This window comes from Methylobacterium variabile, assembly GCF_001043975.1.
GTDB classification, from domain to species: Bacteria; Pseudomonadota; Alphaproteobacteria; order Rhizobiales; family Beijerinckiaceae; genus Methylobacterium; species Methylobacterium variabile.
The window spans coordinates 1-23,269 of sequence record NZ_LABY01000136.1 but is presented as its reverse complement, the minus strand read 5'-3'; the positions used below and the strand labels follow the sequence as shown (position 1 = coordinate 23,269).

Here is a 23,269-nt window from a genome sequence, read left to right as displayed (position 1 = left end):
TCCGCCAGCGCCGCCTCGTCGTAGAGGTGCGGGCGCGGGTCGCCCGCGTGCTCGGCGAGCGCCTTGCGGGCCCAGTCCGGCACCGCGGCCTCGTAGCGGTCGTAGCCCGGGTTGGTGTGGACGTGGTTCATCGCCAGCTCGCGCCGGACGATCAGCTCCTCCAGGAAGGCGGCCCGGTCCTCCGGGCCGCCGGTCTTCGCCGCCTGCACCTTGAGGGCGGCGGCGACCGGCGAGATCTGGCCGAAATGCAGGTAGGGGCTCAGGTGCGAGGCCGCCCCGGCCTCCGGCCGGTTGCGCACCGTGCCGTACTCGGCAAAGGGCCCGGCGAGGTACGCGTCGAGGCGGCGATGGGCCTCGGCCTCGCCGCCGTGGAAGCGGCGCACCGGCTTCACGTCGCGGTCGAGGGTCATCGCGGCGAGCGCCGCGTCGGGATCGGACACGTCGAGGTCGCTCGCCAGGCCGAGATCCCCGGCCGGATGCTTCACGCGCCGCGCCCGCAGCGGAGCGAGGTAGGGCTCCCAGGCCCTGTGCAGCTTCGGCCGCAGGGTGCGGGCGGCGAATTCGTGCTTGGCCGAGACGACCTCGACCGGCACCACCACGTCGCCCTCGACCTGGACCAGGCGGCCGTCGAAATCCCGCTCGATCGCGGCGTACCAACTCTTCTGAACCGTCAGGTAGCCGCGGTCGAGGACCAGCATCGCGGCCTTGCGGCCCAGGGTCAGGGCGGCCTCGGCTGGGGTCGCCCGGCGCAGCACGAAGGCGATCCCGCGGCGCTCGAGCCCGGCCTTGGCGTCGCGCAAGCCCTGGAGCAGGAAGGCGTAGTGACGGGCATTGGCCTCGGGGAAGTGCTTGCCCCCGTCGAGGAGACCGAAGCCCGCCACTACCGGCAGGCCGAGGCGGTTTCCCTCCTCCACGGCGTATTCGAGGGCCGGGTTGTCGCGGCTGCGCATGCCCTGCTGCATCAGGTAGAGCACGTAGGCGCCGTCCCGCGGCGCCACGTCCTTCAGAACCCGGATCCGCCCCGCCTGAATCGCCATCCCGCGCCCCCGTCAGGCCCGCGAAACTAGGCCGTGACGGGCAGGGATCCAGCACGATAGGCAAGGCTTGCATCGAAAAGAGGCAGACCTGCCGCGAATACCGCCTTGCCATTCCGCGTTGCACACTTATGTTATTGCAATGCGGGAACGCGATGGCGTCGCGATCCCGTTGCCCTCCTTGGGCGTTTCCTCCCTAGACTTCGGGCCACTCGCGAGAGTGGCCTTTTTTCTTTGTCTCGTCTTGAGGGCGGAACGCGCCGGCCAGCCTCTCCTCCGTTCGATGGAGCTTATGGCCGCGCTCCGCGTTGCCGTCCTGCTCTGGCCCGCCTCGTGCATCGCGGGGCGATCGGAGCCGAGCGTGAGGGAGCGGTCGAGCGATGCGGCAATTTACCCTGCGGGTCGAGGAGAGCGGAGAGGGCCTCGTCTGCATCACCAGCCCGGAGATCAAGAGCCTGTTCGTGGCCGACGAGACCCTGGCGGGCGCCCTCGAGGCGGTGCCGAGCCTCGTGCGCGCGCTGATGCGCGAGGAGGGCCGCGGCGCCCTGCCGGGGGAGGATGCCGCCGAGTAGGCGGCGGCCAGGGCGCCCGCAGGGTCAGCCCCGGGCCCGGGCCCGGATCATGAAGTTGTCGTAGGTATACTCGGCGACCTGGAACCAGAGATATTCCTCGTTGCGAAACGTCTTCAGCGCGTCGTAGGCGCGCTTGAAGTCGGGGTTCTTGGCGCTGAGATCCGCGTAGATCTCGTTGGCCGCCTTGAGGGCGGCCTCCATCACCTCCTGCGGGAAGGGGCGGAGCTGCGCGCCGCCGCCGACCAGCCGGCGCAGGGCGGCGGGGTTGCGCGCGTCGTACTTGGCCTGCAGGTCTCCGTTGACGCTGGCCGCCGCGCCCTGCGCGATCGCCCGGTAGGCCTTCGGCAGCTCGGCCCATTTCTGGGCGTTGAACCAGAAGTGCAGCATCGCACCGCCCTCCCAGAAGCCCGGGTAGTAGTAGAACGGCGCCACCTTGTTGAGGCCGAGCTTCTCGTCGTCGTAGGGGCCGATCCACTCGGCGGCGTCGAGAGTCTTGCCCTCCAGCGCCGCGTAGAGGTCGGCGCCCGGCAGGGTCTGGGTCGCGACGCCGAGCTTGGCCAAGACTTGGGCGCCGAGGCCGGCGATGCGGAAGCGCAGGCCCTGGAGGTCGGCGACCGTCTTCACCTCGCGCCGGAACCAGCCGCCCATCTGGGTGCCGGTGTTGCCCCCCGGCAGGGCGTAGAGCCTGTTCTTGGAAAAAATCTCGTTGAACAGGTCGAGGGCGCCGCCCTGCAGCATCCAGGCGTTCTGCTGGCGGGCGTTGAGGCCGAAGGGCGCCGCCGTGGCGAGGGCGTAGGTCGGGTCGCGGCCGACCTCGTAATAGGCGGCCGAGTAGGCCATCTCGAGGCTGCCGGACCCGACCGCGTCGAGGAGCGCGGCGGACTCGCCCGCCGGCGCGGCCGTCACCTCGATCTGGAAGCGGTTGTCGGTCGCCTCGGCCACGAGGCGGGCGAACAGCTCGGCGGCGCCGTAGAGCGCGTCGAGGTTGCGCGGAAAGGCGGATTGCAGGCGCCAGCGCAGCTCGGGCGCGCCCTGCGCCACGGCCGGGGCCGCCAGGGCGGCGGTGCCGGCGAGGCCGACCCCGGCCGTCAGGATGTCGCGACGCTTCATGCTCTCCCCATCGGAGGATCGGTCTTGACCCGCGCCAGAGAGGTAGCGCGCTTTGCGCGAAAGCGCACCGGGGCGGACGCGGCGACGGCGCATTCCGCCGCCCGGGAAAGCCCTCGTGCGCGGTCCGGGCCCGTGCTAATCGGACCCGATCCCGCGGAGGCGTGCCGGAGCGCCCCCGCCGCCTTCCGGAGAGCGACCCGACCGTGAAGCCCGAACCGATCTCCCTGCACACGGTCTGCGGCCTCGAGGAACTGGGCCACCACTCGACCCGCGGCGTCACGCACGTCCTGTCGATCCTCGATCCGGCCTGGCCCGAGCCCGAGGCCTTCGGCACCTACGACGCGCACCACCGCACGACCCTGCGCTTCCACGACATCATCGATCCGATCGACGGCCAGGTGCTGCCCGAGCGCCGGGACGTGGAGGCGATCCTGCGCTTCGGCGAGGAGCTGGCGGCCGAGACGGCGCGGCGCAAGACGCACCTCCTGATCCACTGTCACGCCGGCATCTCGCGCTCGACTGCCGCGATGACGATGCTGCTCGGCCAGGCCCATCCGGACCTCGATGCCGAGTCGGTGATCCGCAAGGTCCATGCCTTGCGCGAGAAGGCCTGGCCCAACGCCCGCCTGATCGCCTTCGCGGACGACGCGCTGGGCTACGACGGCAGCCTCACCGAGGCGGTGCGCCGCCTGCACGCCGAGCAGCTCCGCGTGCGCCCGCACCTCGCCGAGCTGATGCGCGGCCTCGGCCGCGGGCGGGAGGTGGACGCGGCGCTGGGCTGACCCGGCGCGCTCGGCCAAGGAGCTGTCCCCGCAGGTGCGCCTGCTGCCCGGCGTGTGCATGCTGCTATGCTCGGCTGCGACTGCCGGTCGTGTCCATGCGCGCCAATCGACAACGCCGGGGCCGATCGGCTCTTTGGAGAGTGTGGCGTCATGCCTGGAGGCTGGAAGGTTGCCTGATGCGACGTGCTGCCATTCACGCCAGCACGGTGAATGATCGCTGCAGCCAGGCACGGCCGAGATGTGCCGGGTGGGCAGGTTCGAGGCGCGGCGGGGCCGATGATTCAACTTTCTGGCAAAGACGAGATGCCTGCTCAGACGAGCGCTGTAGCCCCGCCGTACCGAGTGCCCGGCAGCAGCAGGCGCATGCCATGGCGTTCCGACGCGGTGCGGATGGCCGCTTCCATTAGACCATCCTCCAGTCCTAGGGATTTCGAGAAGAACATCAGCGAGACACTGTCCGAACCGCTCGTATTCGCAAGACCGACCGCGGCCACTGCCCGCAGCAACGCGTGATCGCTGTCGACCACGCTGAGCAGGCCTTTCTTGCGAAGCAGATCGAGCGCGCCGGCGATGTGCGCCTCCTTGGTGTGGAGTGTCGCAAGCCTGGCGTAGATCTGGTCGCACAGCATCGTCCGGTTCTTCGTGACGATTGCTGTGGCCTCGCCGACGCTTCGCATCTGCTTCAACGCCTTCGCAAGGAGAGCGTGGATCGCCTCGTTGTTTTTTCGATTGAGGATGTGGCCTGTCAACTCGCTTGGTTCGAGGTCGCTCGTGTTGCCGTACGATGTGAGAAGATAAACCTCGCCGTCCGTCGCGGCGAGGCAGATCAGCAAGCAATTCAAGCGGGACGGCATGACGATGTACACCTCGCCTTCGAAGCGCCCATCCGGCATGGGCAGCTCGCCTCGCTCAAACGTCGCGTCAGCCGATTCAATGTGAAATTTGCCCTCTCGGCAGATGACGACGCTCTCAAGGCTGCCCAGCACGCAGTATTTCCGTTCGGCCTGCGTGGTCCATGCATGCTCTGCCAACTGGCCGAGTGGACCCGTATCCCGCACATCACGACTGATCAACCTGAAGATTGCCTCCGAGGCTCGATCGATTTCGACCTGACTCGAGCCGAGTGATGCATGCACGGGCGCCCCGGCCTCTACGGCTGCCATCCATTGGTCAACGATGGCCACCAGGTCCGGAGCGTTGATGAGGCAGGCGAAACGGTCGTACACGCGCTGACCGATCGTCCGGATGGGTCTTGAAGGATGATCTGCATCTTCACTGACGATCGCCATCGCCAGGACCGGATCGTCGTAGATCCAGCTGCGGAGAAATGCGAGGAAACCGTCCTTGTCGCCGAGTGCTGCGACGCGCGCGGCGAGTACGCTCCACAATGCTTTCACGGCCAGATATCCTGACAGATAGCCGTGTTCATACTCGTATGGCATCGCGTAGACGCCGGTCTTGCGCTTCAGAAAATCGGGTCGGAGCCTGGTGCCCTGCAAGAGAACCATGAGGCTCAGCTCGGCGGCTGTGTGAGAACCATGCTTGCCTTCGGGAATCGGCACCCCGAAGCAGATCATTGCTGCCATCGATGTCCGGGAGAGGATGCGTCCCCGCCCCGGCACGATGTCGAACTCGGCGAAAAGAGCCAGGCCCTCCGCCAGGGGGCGAAGCACGATTTCCGCCGCACGCGCACGAACCACGTCGCCCAGGATCTGAGGGCCGTGCGCCCCCGCGTCCACCAATGCACAGCGCTGCGCCCGCATCCGCACCATCGCGATCGCATTGCCGACGATCGAGTCGAAGCACCAGTGATGCGTGAACTCATGAAGGAATTGCGGCAGCGCCTCGTTGACTGTCTTGTTGCGGGCGCTGAGCCAATCAAGATATTCAATCGTGTTGAGGCGGGCGAAAAGCGCCGCATTGGTGATGGCGTCGGTAAAACTTTGGCCGCCGTCAGCCATCGGATGATCTCAAGCCGACGCCGTCCGGAACAGGAATTCTCAATGCGGCGATCTGCTTCAGCAGATCGGCCTTCGTGGCCTCCTCGGAGCTGGTATCGACGGCGAGTACATATTCAATTTCTTCACCGTTAGGCAATCTGTGCCTCAGATAGATATTCTGCGTGCTGCGCTTGCGCTCTTTGCTCAGGTAGATCGCCAGGGCATTCATTGTAATCTGGCCAAGGATCACTGCCGCGAGCAAGGTGTAGGGCTCGTTATACCTGTCCTCGCCATTGCGGCCATCGGACTGGACCTCCAGGTCTGAGTCCGGATCCGCACCGGCATCCCGCAGGGCGGTCGCGAGTTCGTCCGCCTCCAGGTGCGTCAGGCCTGGGACGACGATGATTGTCGCTGATGCGCTCATAGCTACCTCCGTGAGGCGCCTGCGTGATTGTGCGCTCAATCATGGTAACCCAAGTTTGCGTTTGATGCTACGCACCAGCCCTTTCTTGCCGGTGGCATGCGAATGTTCGGATCTTCAATTTCGTCTCACAAGCCTGTGATTGTCGAATGCAAAGTCAATGCAACGCGTGCAGCTCTGGCCTGACAATGTGAGCCGTCCGTCGGCAGGACGCACTCGGCGATCATGCCAACGGTTCAGGATGCTGCCGCATCGATTTCGATCTCGGGCTTGCCGCAAACGGACGGTGCGAGGGCCCGAGAATGGTCGCAAGCAACCCCACATGGTCGAGCTGATCGCGTTCTCGATCCTAAGCGAGCACGTAGCGCTCGATCGCCTCGGCGAACCCGTCCGCCTCGTTCGTCCCCGTGACCGCGCTCGCCGCGCGCTTCACCGCGTCGCTCGCGTTGCCCATCGCGATCGACAGGCCGGCGCGGGCGAACATCGCGGTATCGTTGGCCATGTCGCCCAGCGTCGCGACGTTCGCGAGCGGGACGCCCAGCTCATCGGCGATGCGCGCGACGAAGTGGCCCTTGTCGACGTGGGGCGGGGTAACGTCGAGGTAGTAGGCCTGCGAGCGGTGAACCGCGGCGCCCTCGCCGATCTCGGCGGCGAGGCGGGGTTCGAGGTCGGCGAGGCGGGCGTGGTCGCGGGAGACGCCGACGATCTTGGCGGCGCGGTCGAGATAGGGGGCGAGGTCGTCCACCCTCCGGGCGTCGGCCTGGAGGGTGCGGCGCTCGAGGTCGGTGTAGGGACCGTCGGGATCGGTGAGCAGCCACGCGCCGTCGGCGAAGACCCAGATGTCGACGCCCTCGCGGGCGAGCCGCGCCGCCGCGGCCCGGGCCGCCGCCTCGGGGATCAGGGTCTCGTCGATCACCGAGAGGTCGGGGGCAACGACGGTCGAGCCGTTGAAGGCGCCCATCGGCAGGCCGAGGCCGAGGGGTTCGACCAGGGAGCGCAGCCCGATCGGCGGGCGGCTCGACGCCACCGTGAAGGCGATCCCGCGGGTGCGCAGGGCGGCGACGGCCTGGATCGCCCGCGGCGTCAGCTGCTTGTCGCCGGTGACGAGGGTGCCGTCGACGTCGGTGACCACGAGGGCGATGCGCATGGGGATGCCTCCGGCAGGGGGAATCAGATCTCCCGATGCGTCGGCACCGGCTCGGGCGGCGCCTCCGGTCGCAGCGGGACCACGGCCGGGGCGAGCACCCGGTCGCGCAGGGCCTGTGGCCCGAGGGTCAGGGCGAAGTAGTCGTACTCGCCCGGCAGGTCGTTGGCCATCAGGAACTGGAAGTGCATCCGGAACGGCCTGAACGAGATCCGGCGGTAGACGACCGGGTCGATCAGCTCGCGGAAACGCGTCGAGCGGATCAGCGGATTGCGGACCGGGCCCTTCGGGACCTCGCCGAGGTCGTGGGCGGGGTTGAAGCCCGGGAAGTTCATCCAGTCCTGCGGCGCCTGGTAGTCGGCCCAGACCAGCCGGTCGCTCTCGACGAGGCTCATCACCTCGGCCCGCACCCGGCGGGCCCGCGGGTTGATGGTGACGAGGGGCAGCCCGGCGCCGAGGGTCAGGAGCGAGAGGCGCGGGCTCGCGGGCAAGTTCCGGGCGACGTCCCGGGCCAGCACCCGGGCGGCGACCTCGACGGCGGTGAGCGCCCCCGAGGAGTGGCCGACGATCAGCACCTCGTCGACGCCGCCCGCCCTCAGGCGGTCCGCGACGTGGTCGGCGAACAGGGCGAGGCGCGCCTCGTAGTCCGGGCGCCAGCCGTTGCTGTGCTGCCAGTTGAACACCCAGTCGTTGATGAGCTGGCGCAGGAAGATGCGGTCGAGGAGCGGGGTGGCGGCGAGCACGAGGCCGATGCCGGCGAGCGTCCCGATCCCGGCGGCAGCGAGGTCCGGCAGCACGCCGCCGAGGAGCCGGGCGACGCCCCAGCCGAGGAGCCCGGCGAGCGCCGCCAGGATCAGCGTCATGCCGAACGGGTACAGGATGACGTTGCCGTACTTCCAGTTCAGGCCGTAGAGCCGGAAGAGCTTTCCGGTCGCGACGCTGTGCAGGATGCCGGAGGTCAGGAGCGCCATCGAGACGATCAGCGGCCGGCGGAAATCCGCCCGCACTAGGTCGTCCCACAGCAGCACCTCGTAGGTGGTGTGAGTCTCAGTGCCGGCGCGCCCCGATTCCACGGTCCACGCCTGCACCAGGCCGTCGGGCCTGGTCTCGGCCCGAGAGATGGTCCGCCGGCCGAGGTCGAAGCGCTTGGCGTAACGGGCGAACTCGCGTGCGAAGAGGGCCCTGTAGCGCTTGCCCGCCTCCGGGTCGTAGCCCGGCAGGTAGACCACGTGGCGCCGTCGCACCGGCCCGGCGGGCGGCGCGGCCGGGTCGGGCGGCGTGAAGCCGATCTGTCTGGTCATTCTGCCCTGTCGTCCCCGGTGCGCCATCCTCGGGCCGCGATTTCGTAACCATTGTCGTGCTTGGACAGCGCCGACGGTGGTGGCCCGGCCCTGTGTCTAACGGGGAAGGCGACGCCAGGGGAGGGCTCCCGGAGGCACTGTGACACGCGGGCCACGGACAGGGCCGCCCGAGTCGGCTAGGAGCCACTCTCAAGCTAAGGACGAGCTATTCCCCGGATGCGCGCACTCCCGATCGCCCTCTGCACCGCCCTCGCGGTGTCGGGCTGCTCCAATTTCCTGCCCGCGTCCGGACCGACGGCGAGCGCGGTGGAGAAGGGCGCCGACGTGGCGACCGACCAGGGCCTGCTCGCCCGCTACGAGATCGTCGACGTCGACGCCGCCGTCGTGGAGGCCCTGCGCGGCCGCCCCCTCGACAGCCTGCTCGCCTCCTTCGGCGACCGCCGCCCCTCCGTCGAACCGGTGATCGGCGTCGGCGATTCCGTGGCGGTGACGATCTACGAGGCCAGCACGGGCGGGTTGTTCTCCGGCTCGCTGTCGGTCGACCGGTTCTCCTCCGGCTCCAAGTCGGCCACCATCCCGCCGCAGATCGTGACCCGCGACGGCGCCATCACGGTGCCCTATGCCGGCCGCATCCAGGTGGCGGGCAAGCGCGTCCAGGACGTCCAGGCCCAGATCGAGCAGGAGCTCGCCGGCAAGGCGATCGAGCCGCAGGTCATCGTCACGATCGTGCAGCCGACCAGCACCGCCGTGACGGTGACCGGCGAGGTGACGGCGGGCGCCCGCGTGCCGCTCTCCACCAAGGGCGACCGCCTGCTCGACGTGGTCGCCACTGCCGGCGGCGTGCGCGCCCCGGTGAGTGAGACCTTCGTGCGGCTCTCGCGCGGCTCGACCACCGCCACGGTGCCCCTCACGGCGGTCGTCTCCAACCCGCGCGAGAACATCTTCCTGCGCCCGGGCGACACCCTCACCCTGGTGCGCGATCCCCAGACCTTCCTGGCCGTCGGCGCGCTCGGCGCCCAGGCCGAGATCCCGTTCTCGGCCGAGGGCATCACGCTCGCCCAGGCGCTCGCCAAGGCCCGGGGCCTGTCGGACTTCCAGGCCGACCCGGCCGGCGTGTTCCTGTTCCGGTTCGAGCCGGCCTCGGTGGTGCGCCGCCTGCGCCCGGCGAGCCCGCTTCTCTCCTCGAACTTCGTGCCGGTGGTCTACCGGATCAACATGCGCGATCCCAACAGCCTGTTCGTCTCCCAGGCGTTCCGGATGCGCAACCGCGACCTCGTCTACGTCTCGAACGCCCCCTTCACCGAGGTCCAGAAGGTGCTCGGCGTGTTCTCGACCATCACGGCACCGGTCACGGCCGGCGCCTCGGTCTATTCCGGCGTGCGCTGACGGGCCGGCGGGGGCCGCCGCGGCGCCCCCCGCCCGCAGCTTTCAGGCCGTCACCACCCGCACCGGCGCGCCCCGGCGCCAGGCCGCGATGGCCTCGACGGTGTCCTCGTAGAACATCCGGAAGGTGCTCTGCGTGACGTAGCCGAGATGCGGCGTCAGCACGGCGTTCGGCAGCCCGCGCAGCGGGTGGTCGGCGGGCAGGGGCTCCCGATCGAACACGTCGAGCCCGGCCCGGATGCGGCCCTCGCGCAGAGCCGCGACCAGCGCCGCCTCGTCGATGAGGGGGCCGCGGGAGGTATTGATCAGGATCGCGCCCGGCCGCATCCGGGCGAGCTCCGCCGCCCCGACGATGCCGCGGGTCGAGGACGCCAGCACCATGTGCAGGCTGAGGACGTCGCTCTCCGAGAACAGCGCCTCGCGGCCGACCAGGGCCGCGCCGCCGGCCTCGGCCCGCTCATGCGTCAGGTTCGGGCTCCAGGCCACCGGCCGCATGCCGAGGGCCCGACCGACCGCTGCCACCCGGGCGCCGATGCGCCCGAGGCCGAGGATGCCGAGGGTGCGCCCCTCGAGGCCCTCGCCGAGCGTCTCCTGCCAGCGCCCTCCCGCCATGTTGGCGAATTCCCGCGGCAGGGAGCGGGCGCAGGCGAGCATCAGGGCGACGGCCAGCTCGGCGGTGGCGATGCCGCCCTCGCCGTTGCGGGTGTTGCACACCGTGACGCCGCGCGCCGCCAGAGCCGCGGTGTCAACGGACGGGTTGCGCCCGCCGGTGAACACCACGAGGCGCAGGGCGGGAAGCGCGGCGATCAGGTCCGCGTCGAGGGGCATGCGCTCGCGCATCAGGCAGAGCACGTCGTAGGGCGCGAGCCGCGCCGCCGCCTCGGCCCGCGGGATCGGCTCGTGCAGGAAGTCGACCGCGACTTCCGGCCCGAGGCTGCCCCACTCCGCCAGCCCGGCGGCCACGTCCTGGTAATCGTCGAGCACCGCGACCCGGATTTCGGCGGCCTGCGTCATCACCCTGTTCCTCCCCACGCCGTCCCCGCGAACGACCGCGTTCGCGGGGCGAGCGGATCGATGTCGGCGCTCGCGCCCCCGACCCGTCCACGGCACGAATCCGTCAATATCCGGCACCGGATGGGCGTTCCAGCCGGAGCGGCCGTGCTATGCTCGCCGCAGCACCCTGACGCGCCGCAGCCCCCTTGCGCCCCTGCGGGCTCACGCCCGATAGAGCGGGCGCTCTCGCGGGTCCGCACGGACAAGGGGCGGCGGCCGTGCTAAGCGGCCGGCACGGGCTGGACGGTTGGGTCCGGAGGACGGAGTGGTTCGAACCATGCGGGAGCGCCGAGGATGACGCGCAACGGGGCCATCGCCGCCCTGTGGCTGGCGATCGGAGCGCTGCTGTGCGGGGCGGGGACGGCCCGCGCCGACGTGACCATCGGGGTCGCGGTCCCGCGCACGGGGGCGGTCGCCGGCATCGGCGAGCAGGTGCTCCAGGGCGTGCAGGCCGCGGTGCGGGACGCCAACGCCCGCGGGGGGCTCGCCGGCGAGCCGATCGTCCTCGACGTGCAGGACGATGCTTGCGATCCGGGCCAGGCCATGGCGGTGGCCGAGCGCTTCGTGCGCGCCGGGATCCGGCTGGTGATCGGCCACGTCTGCTCCAGCGCGTCGCTCGCCGCCTCCGACGTCTACGCCGCTGCCGGCGCCGTGATGATCAGCCCGGCCTCCAACGCCGCGCGCCTGACCGACCGGGGCCTGCCCACGATCTTCCGGGTCTCGGGGCGAGAGGATGACCAGGGCCGGCTGTCGGCCACGATCCTGGCCGAGCGCTTCCGCGACAAGAAGATCGCGATCCTCTACGACGACACGCCTCTGTCGCGGAACCTCGCCGAGTCGACCAAGGCCAACCTGAACAAGATCGGCCAGAACGAGACCCTGTTCGCCGCGATCGTGCCGGGCCAGACCGATGACGCGGCCCTCATCAAGCGCCTGCAGGGGGCGGGGATCGAGGTGGTCTATTACGGCGGCCACTACCAGGAGATGGGCAAGCTGGTGCGCAAGGCGGCGGAAGCCGGCTACCGCCCGCAATGGTTCGGCACCTCCGGCATCGCCACCCGGGAGTTCGGCGTGCTCGCCGGCCCGGCGAGCGACGGCGTGCTGATGACCTTCAACCCTGACCTGCGCCGCAAGCCGGAAGCCGCGGCCGCCGTGAAGGCGCTCCAGGCCGACGGGATCGACCCCGCCGGCTTCACCCTCTACGGCTACGCCGCGCTCCAGGCGCTGGTCGAGGCCGGCAACTTCGCGAAGTCCGCCGAACCGAAGGCCATCGCCGAGACCCTGCACGCGGAGCGCTTCAACCTGGTGCTCGGCAATGTCGGCTTCGACCAGAAGGGCGACGTGACGGCGCCCGGCTACGTGCTCTACGTCTGGCGCGACGGCGCCTTCAGCTACGCGAATTGAACGACAGCGGCATCGTGCCCTCTGCCACCGTGAGGGTGCGCCCGCCGATCCAGTCCGCGCCGCCCGCCTCGTAATCGACGAAGACCCGGCCGCGGCGACCGAGCCGGGTTCCCTGCGCGGCGACGTAGGCCCCGGTCGCGCGCCCGGTCTCCCGCAGCCAGCCGGCGACGGCGGCGTTGAAGCTGCCCGTCACCGGATCCTCGACGAGCGCGCCCTGGCCGTCGCTGAACAGGGTGCGGATCTCCCACGCCACCTCGCCGCCGGGAGCGTGGGCGCCGACGAGGCCGATGTCGATCCGGCCCTCGTGGCGCCGGATCGGCTCGACGGCGAGCACCTCCTCGGCCGAGGCCAGCATCACCCCGACCCAGCCCGGGCCGTTGTCGGCCCAGCGCGCCTCGACGATCTGGTCCGGGTCGATCCGCAGCACCGTCACGATGTCTCGCAGGGTGGCCTCGTCCACCGGCCCGGCCCGCAGGAGCGGCGGCGCCGCGAAGGCGAGGCGGTCGGCCTCCTGCCGGATCGGCACCAGGCCGGCGCCGCATTCCTGCACGATGCGGTCCGGCCGGCGCGGCCGGCCGCCGAGGGCGAGCCAGGCATGGCAGGCCCCCAGCGTCGGGTGGCCGGCGAAAGGCAGCTCGTGGGCGAGGGTGAAGATCCGCGCCCGGTAATCGGCGCTCGTGTCGGTCGGCGGCAGCAGGAAGACCGTCTCCGACAGGTTGAACCAGCGCGCCATCGCCTGCATCGCCGCGGCGTCGAGGTCGACCCCGCTCACCACGGCGAGCGGGTTGCCGGTGAAGGCCCCGTCGTGAAACACGTCGACCAGGGCGAAGCGCGCACTCATCCCGTTCCTCCAGGCTCGCGACGGCCGGCGCCGTCCTCGGATCCGGGATGGAGAATACTCCACGATCGGCGGTCGTGAACGAACCCGCTTCCGAGGTCTGCGGTAGCGCGGGGCCGGCGGCCCCCGCAGGGGTAGCCGACGGACCTGGGGCAGAACCGCGTGGTGCGATTCTGCGTGCCTACCGCAGCATCTCTGCCGTCGAAGCGGTCACCGCTTCGAGGAGTGGTGCTCAGCTCCCGTACAACCCCTTGTGCGTCTCGCGCAGCAGGTTCTTCTGCACCTTGCCCATGGTGTTGCGGGGCAGCTCGTCCGCGATGATGACGCGCTTGGGCAGCTTGAACTTGGCCAGCCGCCCTTCGAGGGCCGAGAGGATCGCGGCCTCGCTGGGTGCATCGCTTCCGCGGGGCACCACCACCGCCGTGACGCCCTCGCCGAAATCCGGGTGCGGGACGCCGATCACCGCCGATTCGAGCACGCCGGGTAGCCCGTCGATCTCGGTCTCGACCTCCTTCGGGTAGACGTTGAAGCCGCCGGTGATGATCAGGTCCTTGCCGCGCCCGACGATGTGGACGTAGCCGCGCTCGTCGATCTTGCCGAGGTCGCCGGTGATGAAGAAGCCGTCGGCCTTGAACTCGGCGGCGGTCTTCTCCGGCATGCGCCAGTAGCCCTTGAACACGTTCGGGCCGCGCACCTCGATCATGCCGACCTCGTCCGGCGCCATGGGCCGGCCGGTCTCCGGATCGACCACCCGCAGCGAGACGCCGGGCAGCGGGAACCCGACCGTGCCGGCGACCCGGTCGCCGTCATAGGGGTTCGAGGTGCTCATGTTGGTCTCGGTCATGCCGTAGCGCTCGAGGATCGCGTGGCCGGTCTTCTCCTGCCACTCGCGGTGGGTCTCGGCGAGCAGCGGCGCCGAGCCGGAGACGAACAGGCGCATGCCGGCGGTCGCCTCGCGGGTCAGGCCTGGCTCCTTGAGGAGGCGGGTGTAGAAGGTCGGCACGCCCATCAGCGCGGTGGCCCGGCCCATCAGCGACAGGATCAGCGGCGGATCGAGCTTCGGCAAGAAGATCATGCCTGCGCCCGACATCAGCACCGTGTTGGTGGCGACGAACAGGCCATGGGTGTGGAACACCGGCAGGGCGTGGATCAGCACGTCGTTCGGGGTGAAGCGCCAGTCATCGACCAGCGTCAGGGCATTCGAGGACAGGTTGTCGTGGGTCAGCATCGCGCCCTTCGACCGCCCGGTGGTGCCCGAGGTGTAGAGGATCGCTGCGAGGTCGTCGGGGCTGCGTGGCACGTCGGCGAAGTCGCCGGTCTGGCCCGCGGCCTCGGCCGCCATGGTGCCCTCGCCGTTGGCGTCGAGGGTGCCGACCTGCTTGACGCCGGCCGTCTCGGCCACGGCCTTGAGCGCGTCGAGCTTGGCCGGATCGCAGACGAACAGGGCCGGCTCGGCGTCGCCGAGGAAGTAGGCGATCTCGGCAGGGGTGTAGCCGGTGTTGAGCGGCAGGAAGACCGCGCCCGCCCGGACGCAGCCGAGATAGAGCGCGATCACCGCCGGGCTCTTCTCGACCTGCACGGCGACCCGGTCGCCGGGCGCGACCCCGAGGCCGACGAGCGCGGCGGCGTAGCGGCCGGACTCGGCGATCAGGTCGGCGTAGGTCCAGCGCAGCCCCTCGGGCGTCTCCAGGAAGACCTTGGCCGCCGGATCGGCGGGGAGGCGGGAGCGGACGATGTCGAAGAAGTGGTTGGACATGGGCAGGACTCTTCAGTCGTCGGCGAGATGAGCGGCCACACCGTCCACTCGAAGAACGCGGGATTCTCCTCTCCCCGCGGACGGGGAGAGGGGAGAAGTCTCACGCCTCTGCCAGCGCGACGGAGCGGGCGGGCGGCAGGTTCTGGCGCAACTCGCGGTTGACGGTGAGCGAGGCCGAGACGGTGCCGAGATTGGCGTAGGTCTCGTGGTTCTTCTCGATCGCCGCGAGGTCGTAGAGGTAGTTCACCATCAGCCCGTAGCCCTGGGACAGGCCCTTCGGCGAGACGTCACCCAAGAAGTTCAGGCGCTCGAGCCGGGCGCCGTTGCCGAGGTGGAAGCGCGCCACCGGGTCGACCGGCTTGCCGCGGGCGGTCTTGGCCCGCAGGAAGTAGTAGGCGGCGGCCGGCAGCAGGGCCTTGCGCACCGTCTCCGCCTTGGCCTTGTCGGCGTGCCAGTCGGGCTGGTCGAGGAGGCGCAGGGTCTCGACGTCCTCGCGGGTCAGGCCCTGCGGCGCGTCCGCCCGGCGCTCGCGGTCGAGCCAGGTGCGGAAGCCCGGCACCGGGGACAGGGTCACGAAGGTCTTGAGCGCCGGCATCTCGCGGCAGAGATCCTCCACCACCTGCTTGATCAGGAAGTTGCCGAAGGTGATGCCGGCGAGCCCCTTCTGGCAGTTCGAGATCGAGTAGAAGATCGCCGTCGTCGCCTCGCGGGTCGCGGTGTGCTGGCGCTCGTTCGCCAGGATCGGCGCGATCGCTGAGGCGATGCCGGTGGTGAGCGCCACCTCGACGAAGATCAAGGGCTCGTCGAGGAGCGCCGGGTGGAAGAAGGCGAAGCAGCGCCGGTCCGGCGGCTCGATGCGCCGGCGCAGGTCGTCCCAGCCCGAGATGGCGTGGACGGCCTCGTAGCGGATGATCTTTTCCAGGATGTGGGCGGGCGTCGTCCAGTCGATCCGGCGCAGCACCAGGAAGCCGCGGTTGAACCAGGACGCGAACAGGTGCTCGAAGTCGGAATCGAGGCTGTCCACCGCCTCGGCGAGGACGGGGTCGGGCTTCTCCGCCCGGCGGGCCGCGTCGCGCAAGGAGAACAGGTCCTCGCGCATCCGCACCAGGGCGATCGTGCCGTCGCGGGCGAGGTTGAGCCGCCGGATCAGCTCCTGCGAGCGCGGCTCGGCCGCCTCGTGCAGGCGGCCGAGGGTCGCCCGGGACGGCGCCTTCGTGTAGGCCGCGATGGCGTTCTCGACCACCGCGTGGTCGGCCCCGAACTCGAGGGCGACGCGGCGCAGGAAGTCCTGCCGGTCGGCCGGTCCGAAGCTCTCGTAGCGGTCGAGGATGATGCGGGCGAGGGCGACGCCGGAGGCCTCGCCGCGCCGGGAGATCAGGTCCTCGCAGAGCTTCACCACCTCGGCGACGCTCGCCTTGGCGAGGTCGCCGCGGCCGAAGGCGATCAGCCCGCGGCCCCGGTCCGAGATGCTCTGGAGGAGGTCGCCGAGGAAGGAGATCGCCGCCATGTCGCTCTGCTCACGTCCGTGCCGCCGGGTCCCGCTCGGCGGATCCGCCGCGGCGCTGGCCCTCGTCGAGAGATAGGGCTCCGCCGGGGAAGCGGAGGGGAGGGAGGGCCTCTGCCCTCGACTGTCGCGCGCGGGGCCCGGTTTCGTCCAGGGCATGGTGGCGCCGCTACTTGGTCGAGGGCAAGAGGAGATCCGGCAGCCACAGGGCGATGCCGGGCGCGACGCAGAGGACCAGGATCGCGATCCCCATCAGGATCACGAAGGGCAGGGTACCCCAGATGATCTCCGAGAGCGGGATGTCCGGCGCGATGTTCTTGATGACGAAGATGTTGAGGCCCACCGGCGGGTGGATCAGCCCCATCTCCATGGTGATCGTCATCACCACGCCGAACCAGACCAGGTCGAAGCCCGCTTCCTTGAGCGGCGGCAGGATGATCGGCGCGGTCATCAGGATGATCGAGACCGGCGGCAGGAAGAAGCCGAGGCCCACCACCAGGAGCAGGATGGTCAGGAGCAGGAGCCAGGGCGAGAGGTGCATCCCCACGATCGCGGCGGCGGCGGCCTGCGAGATGTGGAGGTAGCTCATCACGTAGGCGTAGAGCAGCGACATGCCGATGATGAGCATCAGCATGGTCGATTCCCGCAGCGTCGCCGTCAGGATCGGGCTCACGTCCCGGGCCCGCCAGACGCCGTAGATGCAGGCGATCAGCACCAACGCCAGGATGCCGCCGAGGCCCGCGGTCTCGGAGGGGGTGGCGTAGCCGCCGTAGAGCGCCACCATCACGCCGGTGAGCAGCACCACGAAGGGCAGCACCCGGGGCAGGGTCGAGAAGCGCTCCGCCATCGAGTAGCGGTCCTCGGCCAGGATCGGGTGCTCGGGCCCGCCGGTGGCGTAGGCCGCCCGCGCCGTGGCGAATTCCCGCCGGAAGCGCCAGGCCGCGTAGGCGGCGAAGAGCAGCACCAGAAGGAGCCCGGGGCCGATGCCGGCGAGGAACAGCCGCCCGAGGGACTGCTCGGCCGCCACCGCGTAGAGGATCATGGTGATCGAGGGCGGCAGGAGGATGCCCAGCGTGCCCCCCGCCGCGATGATGCCGGCGGCAAAGCCCCCGGAATAGCCGCGCCGGCGCATCTCCGGGATGCCGGCCGAGCCGATCGCCGAGCAGGTCGCCGGGCTCGACCCCGCCATGGCGGCGAACAGCGCGCAGGCGAAGACGTTGGCGATGCCGAGGCCCCCCGGGATCTTGTGCATCCAGGCGTGCATCGCCGAGTAGAGGTCCTGGCCCGCCTTCGACCGGCCGATCGCCGCGCCCTTCAGGATGAAGAGCGGGATCGACAGCAGCGTGATCGAGGCCATCTCCTCGTAGACGTTCTGCGCCACCGTATCGAGGGAGGCGCCGGGCATGAAGGCCAGCATGAACACCAAGGCCACCGCGCCGAGCGCGAAGGCGATCGGGATGCCGGCGAGCATCGCCCCGAGGGTCGCCCCCGCGTAGAGGGTGCCGATGATCGCGGTGCTCATCGGGCCGGTCCTTTCTGCGGGGCGTTCCGGTCGATCTGGTCGACGTTCAGGTCGGCCCCGAGGCCCACCTTGGGATCGGCAAAGCCCGCCGCCGCCGGGCCGCTCGTGACCGCCTCGGCGATCTGGAGCAGGAACTGCAGGGCGAGGAGCGTCATGCCGACCGCCATCAGCGAGTAGGGGATCCAGAGCGGCGGGCCCCAGGTCGATTGCGAGATCTGGCCGTCGACCCAGGCCTCGTGCAGCAGCGTCCAGCTCTTCCAGGCGAAGAACGCCACGAAGGCGAGGCTGATGACGTCAGCCAGGAGCAGGCGCAGGCGGTTGACCTGCGGCGACAGCAGGCCGGTCAGCGCCTCGATGGCGACGTGGCCGCGCTTCGCCTGCACGCCGGCCGCCGACAGGAAGGTGGCGCCGACGATGAGGAACACCGCCGTCTCGTCCTGCCACTCCGTCGGGATCTTCAGGAAGTAGCGGACCACGACGCTGTAGCTGAGCACCAGGCAGGCCGCCACGAGGGCGCCGCCGCCGAGCAGCAGGATGACCCGGTTGAGGCCGCTCATCGCGGCCTCGATGCCGGCGAGCGGGCCGGGCAGCCGGGCTCGCGCCGCGGCGGCGCGGTCCGGCTCCGCGGCGGCGGAGGCCGCGTCGAAGGCGTGGCTCACGCGACCGCCTCCGCGAGCTTCAGCATCTCGGCGCAGGACGACGACTTCGCCGCGTAGTCCTTCCAGGCCGAGTCGCGGGCGATGTCGCGCCACCGGTTCAGCGTCGCCTCGTCGAGGGTCTCGACCTTGGCGCCGGCCTTCCCGAAGATCTGCTCGACCCTCGTGTCGTCGGCCTGCGCCCCCTCCTGGCCGAAGGACTCGAGCTCGGCGCCGACCGTCATGATCAGGTCGCGCTGGTCCTTCGGCAGGCCGTCGAAGATCGCCTTCGACATCATGATCGGCTCGAGCATGAACCAGTACGAACGGCCGCGACCCGAGGTGAGGGACTTCGCCAGTTCCTCGAGCCGGAACGAGATCAGGCTCGTCGAGGAGGTGATGACCGCGTCGCAGGCGCCCGTCTGCATCGCCGCGTAGGATTCGTTCGAGGGCAGGCTGAGCGTCGCGGCGCCAGCGGCCTTCATCATCAGGTCCATCTCGCGCGAGCCGCCCCGGACCTTCAGGCCCTTGGCGTCCTCCGGCCGCACCAGCGGGCGCTCGCGGCTCGCCACGCCTCCCGCCTGCCAGACCCACGAGACCATGACGATGTTCTTCGCGAGCAGGATCTCGGTGAGCTTGCGGCCGACCGGCGCCGCCTTCCAGGCCATCGCCTGCTGGTAGGAGGTCACCAGCGCCGGCATCAGCCCAATATTGGTCTCCGGCACCTCGCCGCCGGCATAGGGCAGCGGGTAGAGGCTCATGTCGAGGGCGCCTTTGCGCATCGCGCTGAACTGGGCGTTGGTCTTCATCAGCGACGAGCCGGGATAGACCTGGACCTCCAGCGCGCCCTTCGAGCGCTCCTTCACCGCGGCCGCGAACTTGCGGCACATCCGGTCGCGAAAGTCGCCCTCGTCGATCGTGCCGCCCGGGAACTGGTGAGACAGCTTCAGGGTCGTTGCGGCCTGCGCGGCGCGGCCAAGGCCGATCAGGGCGGGGGCGGCGAGGCCGGCGGCCACGAGGGTGCGGCGGGTGAGGGCCATGGCGTTTCCTCTGAGGTGAGCGCGGCTCTCGTCCCGCGTCTCATGGCGTTGACGCAAGGGCAGGTTGTTGTCCCGCCGTTCCATACATCCAGAAGACGCCGATCTTGTATATTTTGTCAACGTTCGTGCATATTCACCGATGGTGGAAGGCGGGATCGAGCATGAGCCACGCCCAACGGCTGCGGCAGACGATCGAGGACGAGATCGTGGACGGGGTCCTGCGGCCCGGCGACCGGCTCGACGAGGTCCAGCTCGCGGCTCGGTTCGGGGTCTCGCGCACGCCGATCCGCGAGGCGCTGCTTCAGCTCGCCGTGACGGGGCTGATCGAGGTCAAGCCGCGCCGCGGCGCCGTGGTGAGCACCCCGGAGCCCGCCCGGCTGCTCGAGATGTTCGAGACGATGGCCGAGCTGGAAGCCGCCTGCGGCCGCCTCGCCGCCCGCCGGCTGACGCCGGAGCACCAGTGCGCCCTCGTGGCGGCTTTGGAGGCCTGCCGGGCCGCCGCGGCCGAGGGCGACACCGAGACCTACTACGCCGAGAACGCGGTCTTCCACGCAGTGATCTACCGTGCCTCGCGCAACGGCTTCCTGTGCGAGCAGGCGCTGACCTTGGGCCGGCGCCTGGCGCCGTTCCGGCGGATCCAGCTTCGCGCCCGCAACCGGCTGCGGCAGTCGCTGGCCGAGCACGAGGGGGTGGTGGAGGCGATCCTCGCCGGGGACGAGGCGCTGGCCGGCGAGCGCCTGCGCGCCCACGTGCTGGTGCAGGGCGACCGCTTCTCCGACCTGATCCTGAGCCTGCCGGGCGGCAGCGCGGCGGCCTGACCCGGCCCACCCCGGCGCCGGCGTCGAGCCGCCCCCCTTGACGCAAGTCAACCCATTGACCTGACGGCACTTTGCTGGAGCCGGAACGTCCCCGACCACGCGACGTTGTGATCCCGAGCGCTCACGCTTGTGAGCCGTCGAGATCCTCCTTCCCCTGGTGTCGCGATGCCGCCCGAACCCCGCTCCGGTTCCGCCACGTCCGGCGTGACCTCGGCCCTGTGGACCGTCATGCTCGGCCTTGCCCTGGTGCGCCTCGTCACGGCGCGGCGGCCGGACGGCATCGCGGATGCCCCGCCCGATCCGACCCGGCATCTCGGCGGCGGCGCCAAGTCGTATTCGGGGCGCCCGGCCCAGTGGGTCGCCGACACCGAGCCGGAGCGGGGCCGCAAGGCCGATACGCCGACCGAGATCCCGGCGAAGGGCTGGAAGGACGTGCTCTACCGCGTCTACCTCGAGTTCCAGAAGGACCGGGTGCTGTCGGTGGCGGCCGGCGTGACCTTCTACACCCTGCTCGCCATCTTCCCGGCGGTGGCGGCCCTGGTCTCGCTCTACGGCCTGTTCACCGATCCGAGCACGATCAACGACCACCTCGCCCTGCTCCAGGGCGTGGTGCCCTCGGGCGCCCTCGAGATCATCGGCGAGCAGGTCAAGCGCATCACCGCCAAGGGCGGCACGACGCTGGGCATCACCTTCTTCACCAGCCTCGCGATCTCGCTGTGGAGTGCCAATGCGGGCATGAAGGCGATGTTCGACGCCCTCAACATCGTCTATGAGGAGGACGAGAAGCGCAGCTTCATCCAGCTCAACCTGCGCTCGCTCACCTTCACGTTCGGCGCCCTGCTGTTCGTGATCGTGGCACTGGGCTGCATCGTGGTGCTGCCGGTGGCGCTGAACTTCCTCGGCAACTTCGGCATCAACATCAGCCCGACGGCCTGGTACATCGCGCTGCTGCGCTGGCCGGCGCTCCTGGCGATCCTGCTCTTCGTCCTGGCCCTGCTCTACCGCTACGGCCCGAGCCGCGACCTGGCGCGCTGGCGCTGGGTCACCCCCGGAAGTCTGACCGCCGGGGTGGTCTGGCTCATCGCCTCGATCGGCTTCTCCTGGTACGTCGCCCATTTCGGCAGCTACAACGAGACCTACGGCTCGCTCGGCGCCGCGATCGGCTTCATGACCTGGATCTGGATCTCGTCGACGATCGTGCTGCTCGGGGGCGAGATCAACGCCGAGCTCGAGCACCAGACCGCCCGTGACACCACGACCGGGCCGGAGCAGCCGATGGGCACCCGCCGGGCGCGGATGGCGGACACGGTCGGAGCGCCGGCCTGAGCATCGATCCGCCGGCCGGACCGGCCGGTGCCGGAGCGGTCGCCCATCCGGCTGAGACGATGATGCGGGAACGAACGCCTCAGCGGACACGCTCCGTGTGTGTCCGCTGAGGCGCGCAATGGCGCCGCGGCACCTCGCCAGATGCCGCGTGCACCACCATCTTGGGGCCTTGCGAATCAGGGAAGCACCAGGAGAGGCCCCGATGGCCGGAAACGATACCGCCGAGACCCGCACCGAAGCGGAGTGGCGCCGGGAGCTGACGCCCGAGCAGTACCGGGTGCTCCGCGAGCACGGCACCGAGCGGCCCGGCACCAGCCCTCTCAACCACGAGAAGCGCGCCGGCACTTTCGTGTGCGCCGGCTGCGGCCAGCCGCTGTTCGAATCCGGCACCAAGTACGAATCCGGCTCCGGCTGGCCGAGCTTCTACGCGCCGCTCGAGGGCGCGGTGGAGACCGAGACCGACCGCTCCTTCTTCATGACCCGCACCGAGGTGCACTGCGCCCGCTGCAAGGGCCATCTCGGCCACGTCTTCGACGATGGCCCGGCGCCGACCGGCCTGCGCTACTGCATGAACGGCGCCGCCATGGGCTTCGAGCCGCAGGAGTGAGGGCTCAGGTCCAGTAGAGCACTCGTGCCGCCGGCAGCCGCTCGGCCAGGTCCCGCGTGAGGTGCCGGCGCATCTCGCGCATCAGCTCGGCCGGGAAGACGTACTTCACCGAGCCGAACTTGGTGAGCTTGCGGCTGCGCTCCTCCTCGCGCATTGGCAGGTCGGAGCCCGGGTACCAGCCCTCCAGCACCTCCTTGGAGCCGGGGGTGAAGCGGTGGGTGATGAGCTCGGCGGTAAGGTCGAGATCCTCGACGCCCTCGAGCGAGGCCGCGGCCTGCGCGAACAGGTCGGCGTAGGCCGCCTGCCAATCCGGCACGGGGAGGATCGGCGCAACCGTCAGCCCGACCGGGTAGCCGGCCCGCGCCGCCGCCCCCATCGCGGCGAGGCGGTCGCGCAGGGACGCGGTGCCGCCCTCGTAGCGGGCGGCCGCCGCGGCGTTGACCGAGAAGCGCAGCCGGGTGCGGCGCTCGTGCGCCAGGCCGAGCAGCGGCGCGACGGCGGCGAACTTGGTGGTCGCCCGCAGGCTCACCGGCGCGTCCCAGGCGCCGAAATGCCGGATCGCCTCCGAGAGCGACCCGGTCAGGTGCTCGATGCCGAGGGGATCTGTGTAGCAGGACGCCTCGAAGGTGGTGCCCTCGTGCGCCCGCTCGGCCGTGCCCGAGGTGACGGCGCCGCGGCCGACGTAGGACGCCAGGTTCTGCAGGATCTCCGGCAGGTTGGCGTAGACCCGGGTGACCGGCGGTCCGGTGAGCGAGCCGGCGAGGTAGCAGTACTGGCAATGGGCGGGGCAGCCCTCCGCCAGGTCGACCCGCCAGTCGGCGCTCGGCGGGATCGGCTGCAGCTTCAGCTTGGCGGGTGGCGCCACCACCACCGCGAGGGTGTTCTTCGCCTCGATGTAGGCCCGGCGCGGGTCGGGATGGCGCAGGCCGGTGATCCGGTTGCCGGGCAGCGCCTCGACGGTCAGGCCGAGGGCCTCCGCCCGTTCCATGATCGCCCGTCCGTGGGCGTGCTCCCGCGCCGCCGCGGTGACGAGGACCCGGCGCGGGCGCCAGAGGCGGGCGGTGCGGGCGGGGGCCGGG

General features: G+C 70.3%; 21 protein-coding genes. 7 read left to right on the top strand and 14 right to left on the bottom strand.

Annotated elements, in window-relative coordinates; translation table 11 throughout:
• Positions 1-1,037, bottom strand: a 1,037-nt coding sequence (locus VQ02_RS19305) for a deoxyribodipyrimidine photo-lyase (protein WP_048445837.1), incomplete at its 3' end; no start/stop codon positions are given.
• A 377-nt stretch (positions 1,038-1,414) separates the two neighbouring features.
• On the opposite strand from VQ02_RS19305, the gene VQ02_RS19300 reads away from it, so the two are divergent.
• Positions 1,415-1,606: a hypothetical protein gene (locus VQ02_RS19300; RefSeq protein WP_048445836.1), complete on the top strand. Its 192-nt coding sequence runs from the start codon at positions 1,415-1,417 to the stop codon at positions 1,604-1,606.
• A gap of 24 nt (positions 1,607-1,630) precedes the next feature.
• Here the strand turns inward: VQ02_RS19300 and VQ02_RS19295 are convergent, their stop codons facing one another.
• On the bottom strand, positions 1,631-2,716 hold the full coding sequence (locus VQ02_RS19295; RefSeq protein ID WP_048445835.1) for a TRAP transporter substrate-binding protein: 1,086 nt from the start codon (positions 2,714-2,716) through the stop codon (positions 1,631-1,633).
• Between the two features lie 203 nt (positions 2,717-2,919).
• On the opposite strand from VQ02_RS19295, the gene VQ02_RS19290 reads away from it, so the two are divergent.
• Entirely contained in the window at positions 2,920-3,498 is a 579-nt protein-coding gene (locus VQ02_RS19290) for a tyrosine phosphatase family protein (RefSeq protein WP_048445838.1), read from the top strand.
• Between the two features lie 311 nt (positions 3,499-3,809).
• Here VQ02_RS19290 and VQ02_RS19285 read toward each other — a convergent pair whose 3' ends face one another.
• The 4 genes from VQ02_RS19285 to VQ02_RS19270 form a co-directional block, all read right to left on the bottom strand.
• A complete protein-coding gene (locus tag VQ02_RS19285; protein ID WP_048445834.1) occupies positions 3,810-5,459 on the bottom strand; it encodes a hypothetical protein in 1,650 nt (549 codons plus the stop codon).
• Positions 5,452-5,862, bottom strand: a complete 411-nt coding sequence (locus VQ02_RS19280) for a hypothetical protein (RefSeq protein WP_048445833.1) — start codon at positions 5,860-5,862, stop codon at positions 5,452-5,454. The genes VQ02_RS19285 and VQ02_RS19280 overlap by 8 nt, the downstream gene beginning before the upstream one ends.
• Positions 5,863-6,208: 346 nt before the next feature.
• A complete protein-coding gene (locus VQ02_RS19275; protein ID WP_048445832.1) occupies positions 6,209-7,006 on the bottom strand; it encodes a Cof-type HAD-IIB family hydrolase in 798 nt (265 codons plus the stop codon).
• A 23-nt stretch (positions 7,007-7,029) separates the two neighbouring features.
• Positions 7,030-8,304, bottom strand: coding sequence for an alpha/beta fold hydrolase (locus tag VQ02_RS19270; protein ID WP_048445831.1), 1,275 nt, complete (start codon positions 8,302-8,304; stop codon positions 7,030-7,032).
• 216 nt (positions 8,305-8,520) lie between these two features.
• On the opposite strand from VQ02_RS19270, the gene VQ02_RS19265 reads away from it, so the two are divergent.
• Positions 8,521-9,690, top strand: coding sequence for a polysaccharide biosynthesis/export family protein (locus tag VQ02_RS19265; RefSeq protein ID WP_048445830.1), 1,170 nt, complete (start codon positions 8,521-8,523; stop codon positions 9,688-9,690).
• A 42-nt stretch (positions 9,691-9,732) separates the two neighbouring features.
• Here VQ02_RS19265 and VQ02_RS19260 read toward each other — a convergent pair whose 3' ends face one another.
• The gene (locus VQ02_RS19260; protein WP_048445829.1) at positions 9,733-10,701 is read right to left on the bottom strand and encodes a D-2-hydroxyacid dehydrogenase family protein; all 969 of its coding nucleotides are present in this window, start codon (positions 10,699-10,701) and stop codon (positions 9,733-9,735) included.
• Positions 10,702-11,034: 333 nt separating this feature from the next.
• Between VQ02_RS19260 and VQ02_RS19255 the strand changes: the two genes are divergently transcribed.
• On the top strand, positions 11,035-12,144 hold the full coding sequence (locus VQ02_RS19255) for a branched-chain amino acid ABC transporter substrate-binding protein (protein ID WP_048445828.1): 1,110 nt from the start codon (positions 11,035-11,037) through the stop codon (positions 12,142-12,144).
• Here the strand turns inward: VQ02_RS19255 and VQ02_RS19250 are convergent.
• The 6 genes from VQ02_RS19250 to dctP form a co-directional block, all read right to left on the bottom strand.
• Positions 12,128-12,985 carry a PhzF family phenazine biosynthesis protein gene (locus VQ02_RS19250; protein WP_048445827.1) on the bottom strand — a complete coding sequence of 286 codons (858 nt, stop codon included), beginning with the start codon at positions 12,983-12,985 and terminating at the stop codon, positions 12,128-12,130. The genes VQ02_RS19255 and VQ02_RS19250 overlap by 17 nt on opposite strands.
• Positions 12,986-13,214: 229 nt before the next feature.
• Entirely contained in the window at positions 13,215-14,738 is a 1,524-nt protein-coding gene (locus VQ02_RS19245; protein WP_048445826.1) for a malonate--CoA ligase, read from the bottom strand.
• Between the two features lie 100 nt (positions 14,739-14,838).
• Complete coding sequence (locus tag VQ02_RS19240; RefSeq protein WP_048445825.1) at positions 14,839-16,245, bottom strand: malonyl-CoA decarboxylase; 1,407 nt, start codon at positions 16,243-16,245, stop codon at positions 14,839-14,841.
• A gap of 166 nt (positions 16,246-16,411) precedes the next feature.
• Positions 16,412-17,764, bottom strand: coding sequence for a TRAP transporter large permease (locus tag VQ02_RS19235; RefSeq protein ID WP_048445824.1), 1,353 nt, complete (start codon positions 17,762-17,764; stop codon positions 16,412-16,414).
• The gene (locus VQ02_RS19230; protein ID WP_048445823.1) at positions 17,761-18,423 is read right to left on the bottom strand and encodes a TRAP transporter small permease; all 663 of its coding nucleotides are present in this window, start codon (positions 18,421-18,423) and stop codon (positions 17,761-17,763) included. Before VQ02_RS19230 ends, VQ02_RS19235 begins: the two co-directional genes overlap by 4 nt.
• On the bottom strand, positions 18,420-19,439 hold the full coding sequence (gene dctP, locus VQ02_RS19225; RefSeq protein WP_048445822.1) for a TRAP transporter substrate-binding protein DctP: 1,020 nt from the start codon (positions 19,437-19,439) through the stop codon (positions 18,420-18,422). The genes VQ02_RS19230 and dctP overlap by 4 nt, the downstream gene beginning before the upstream one ends.
• A gap of 161 nt (positions 19,440-19,600) precedes the next feature.
• Between dctP and VQ02_RS19220 the strand changes: the two genes are divergently transcribed.
• The 3 genes from VQ02_RS19220 (at position 19,601) to msrB (ending at position 22,190) form a co-directional block, all read left to right on the top strand.
• Positions 19,601-20,257: a GntR family transcriptional regulator gene (locus VQ02_RS19220; protein ID WP_048445821.1), complete on the top strand. Its 657-nt coding sequence runs from the start codon at positions 19,601-19,603 to the stop codon at positions 20,255-20,257.
• 165 nt (positions 20,258-20,422) lie between these two features.
• A complete protein-coding gene (locus tag VQ02_RS19215) occupies positions 20,423-21,583 on the top strand; it encodes a YihY/virulence factor BrkB family protein (RefSeq protein WP_048445820.1) in 1,161 nt (386 codons plus the stop codon).
• A gap of 202 nt (positions 21,584-21,785) precedes the next feature.
• Positions 21,786-22,190, top strand: a complete 405-nt coding sequence (msrB, locus tag VQ02_RS19210) for a peptide-methionine (R)-S-oxide reductase MsrB (RefSeq protein ID WP_048445819.1) — start codon at positions 21,786-21,788, stop codon at positions 22,188-22,190.
• A gap of 4 nt (positions 22,191-22,194) precedes the next feature.
• Here msrB and VQ02_RS19205 read toward each other — a convergent pair.
• On the bottom strand, positions 22,195-23,269 hold a 1,075-nt coding region (locus VQ02_RS19205), incomplete at its 5' end, for an SPL family radical SAM protein (protein WP_048445818.1).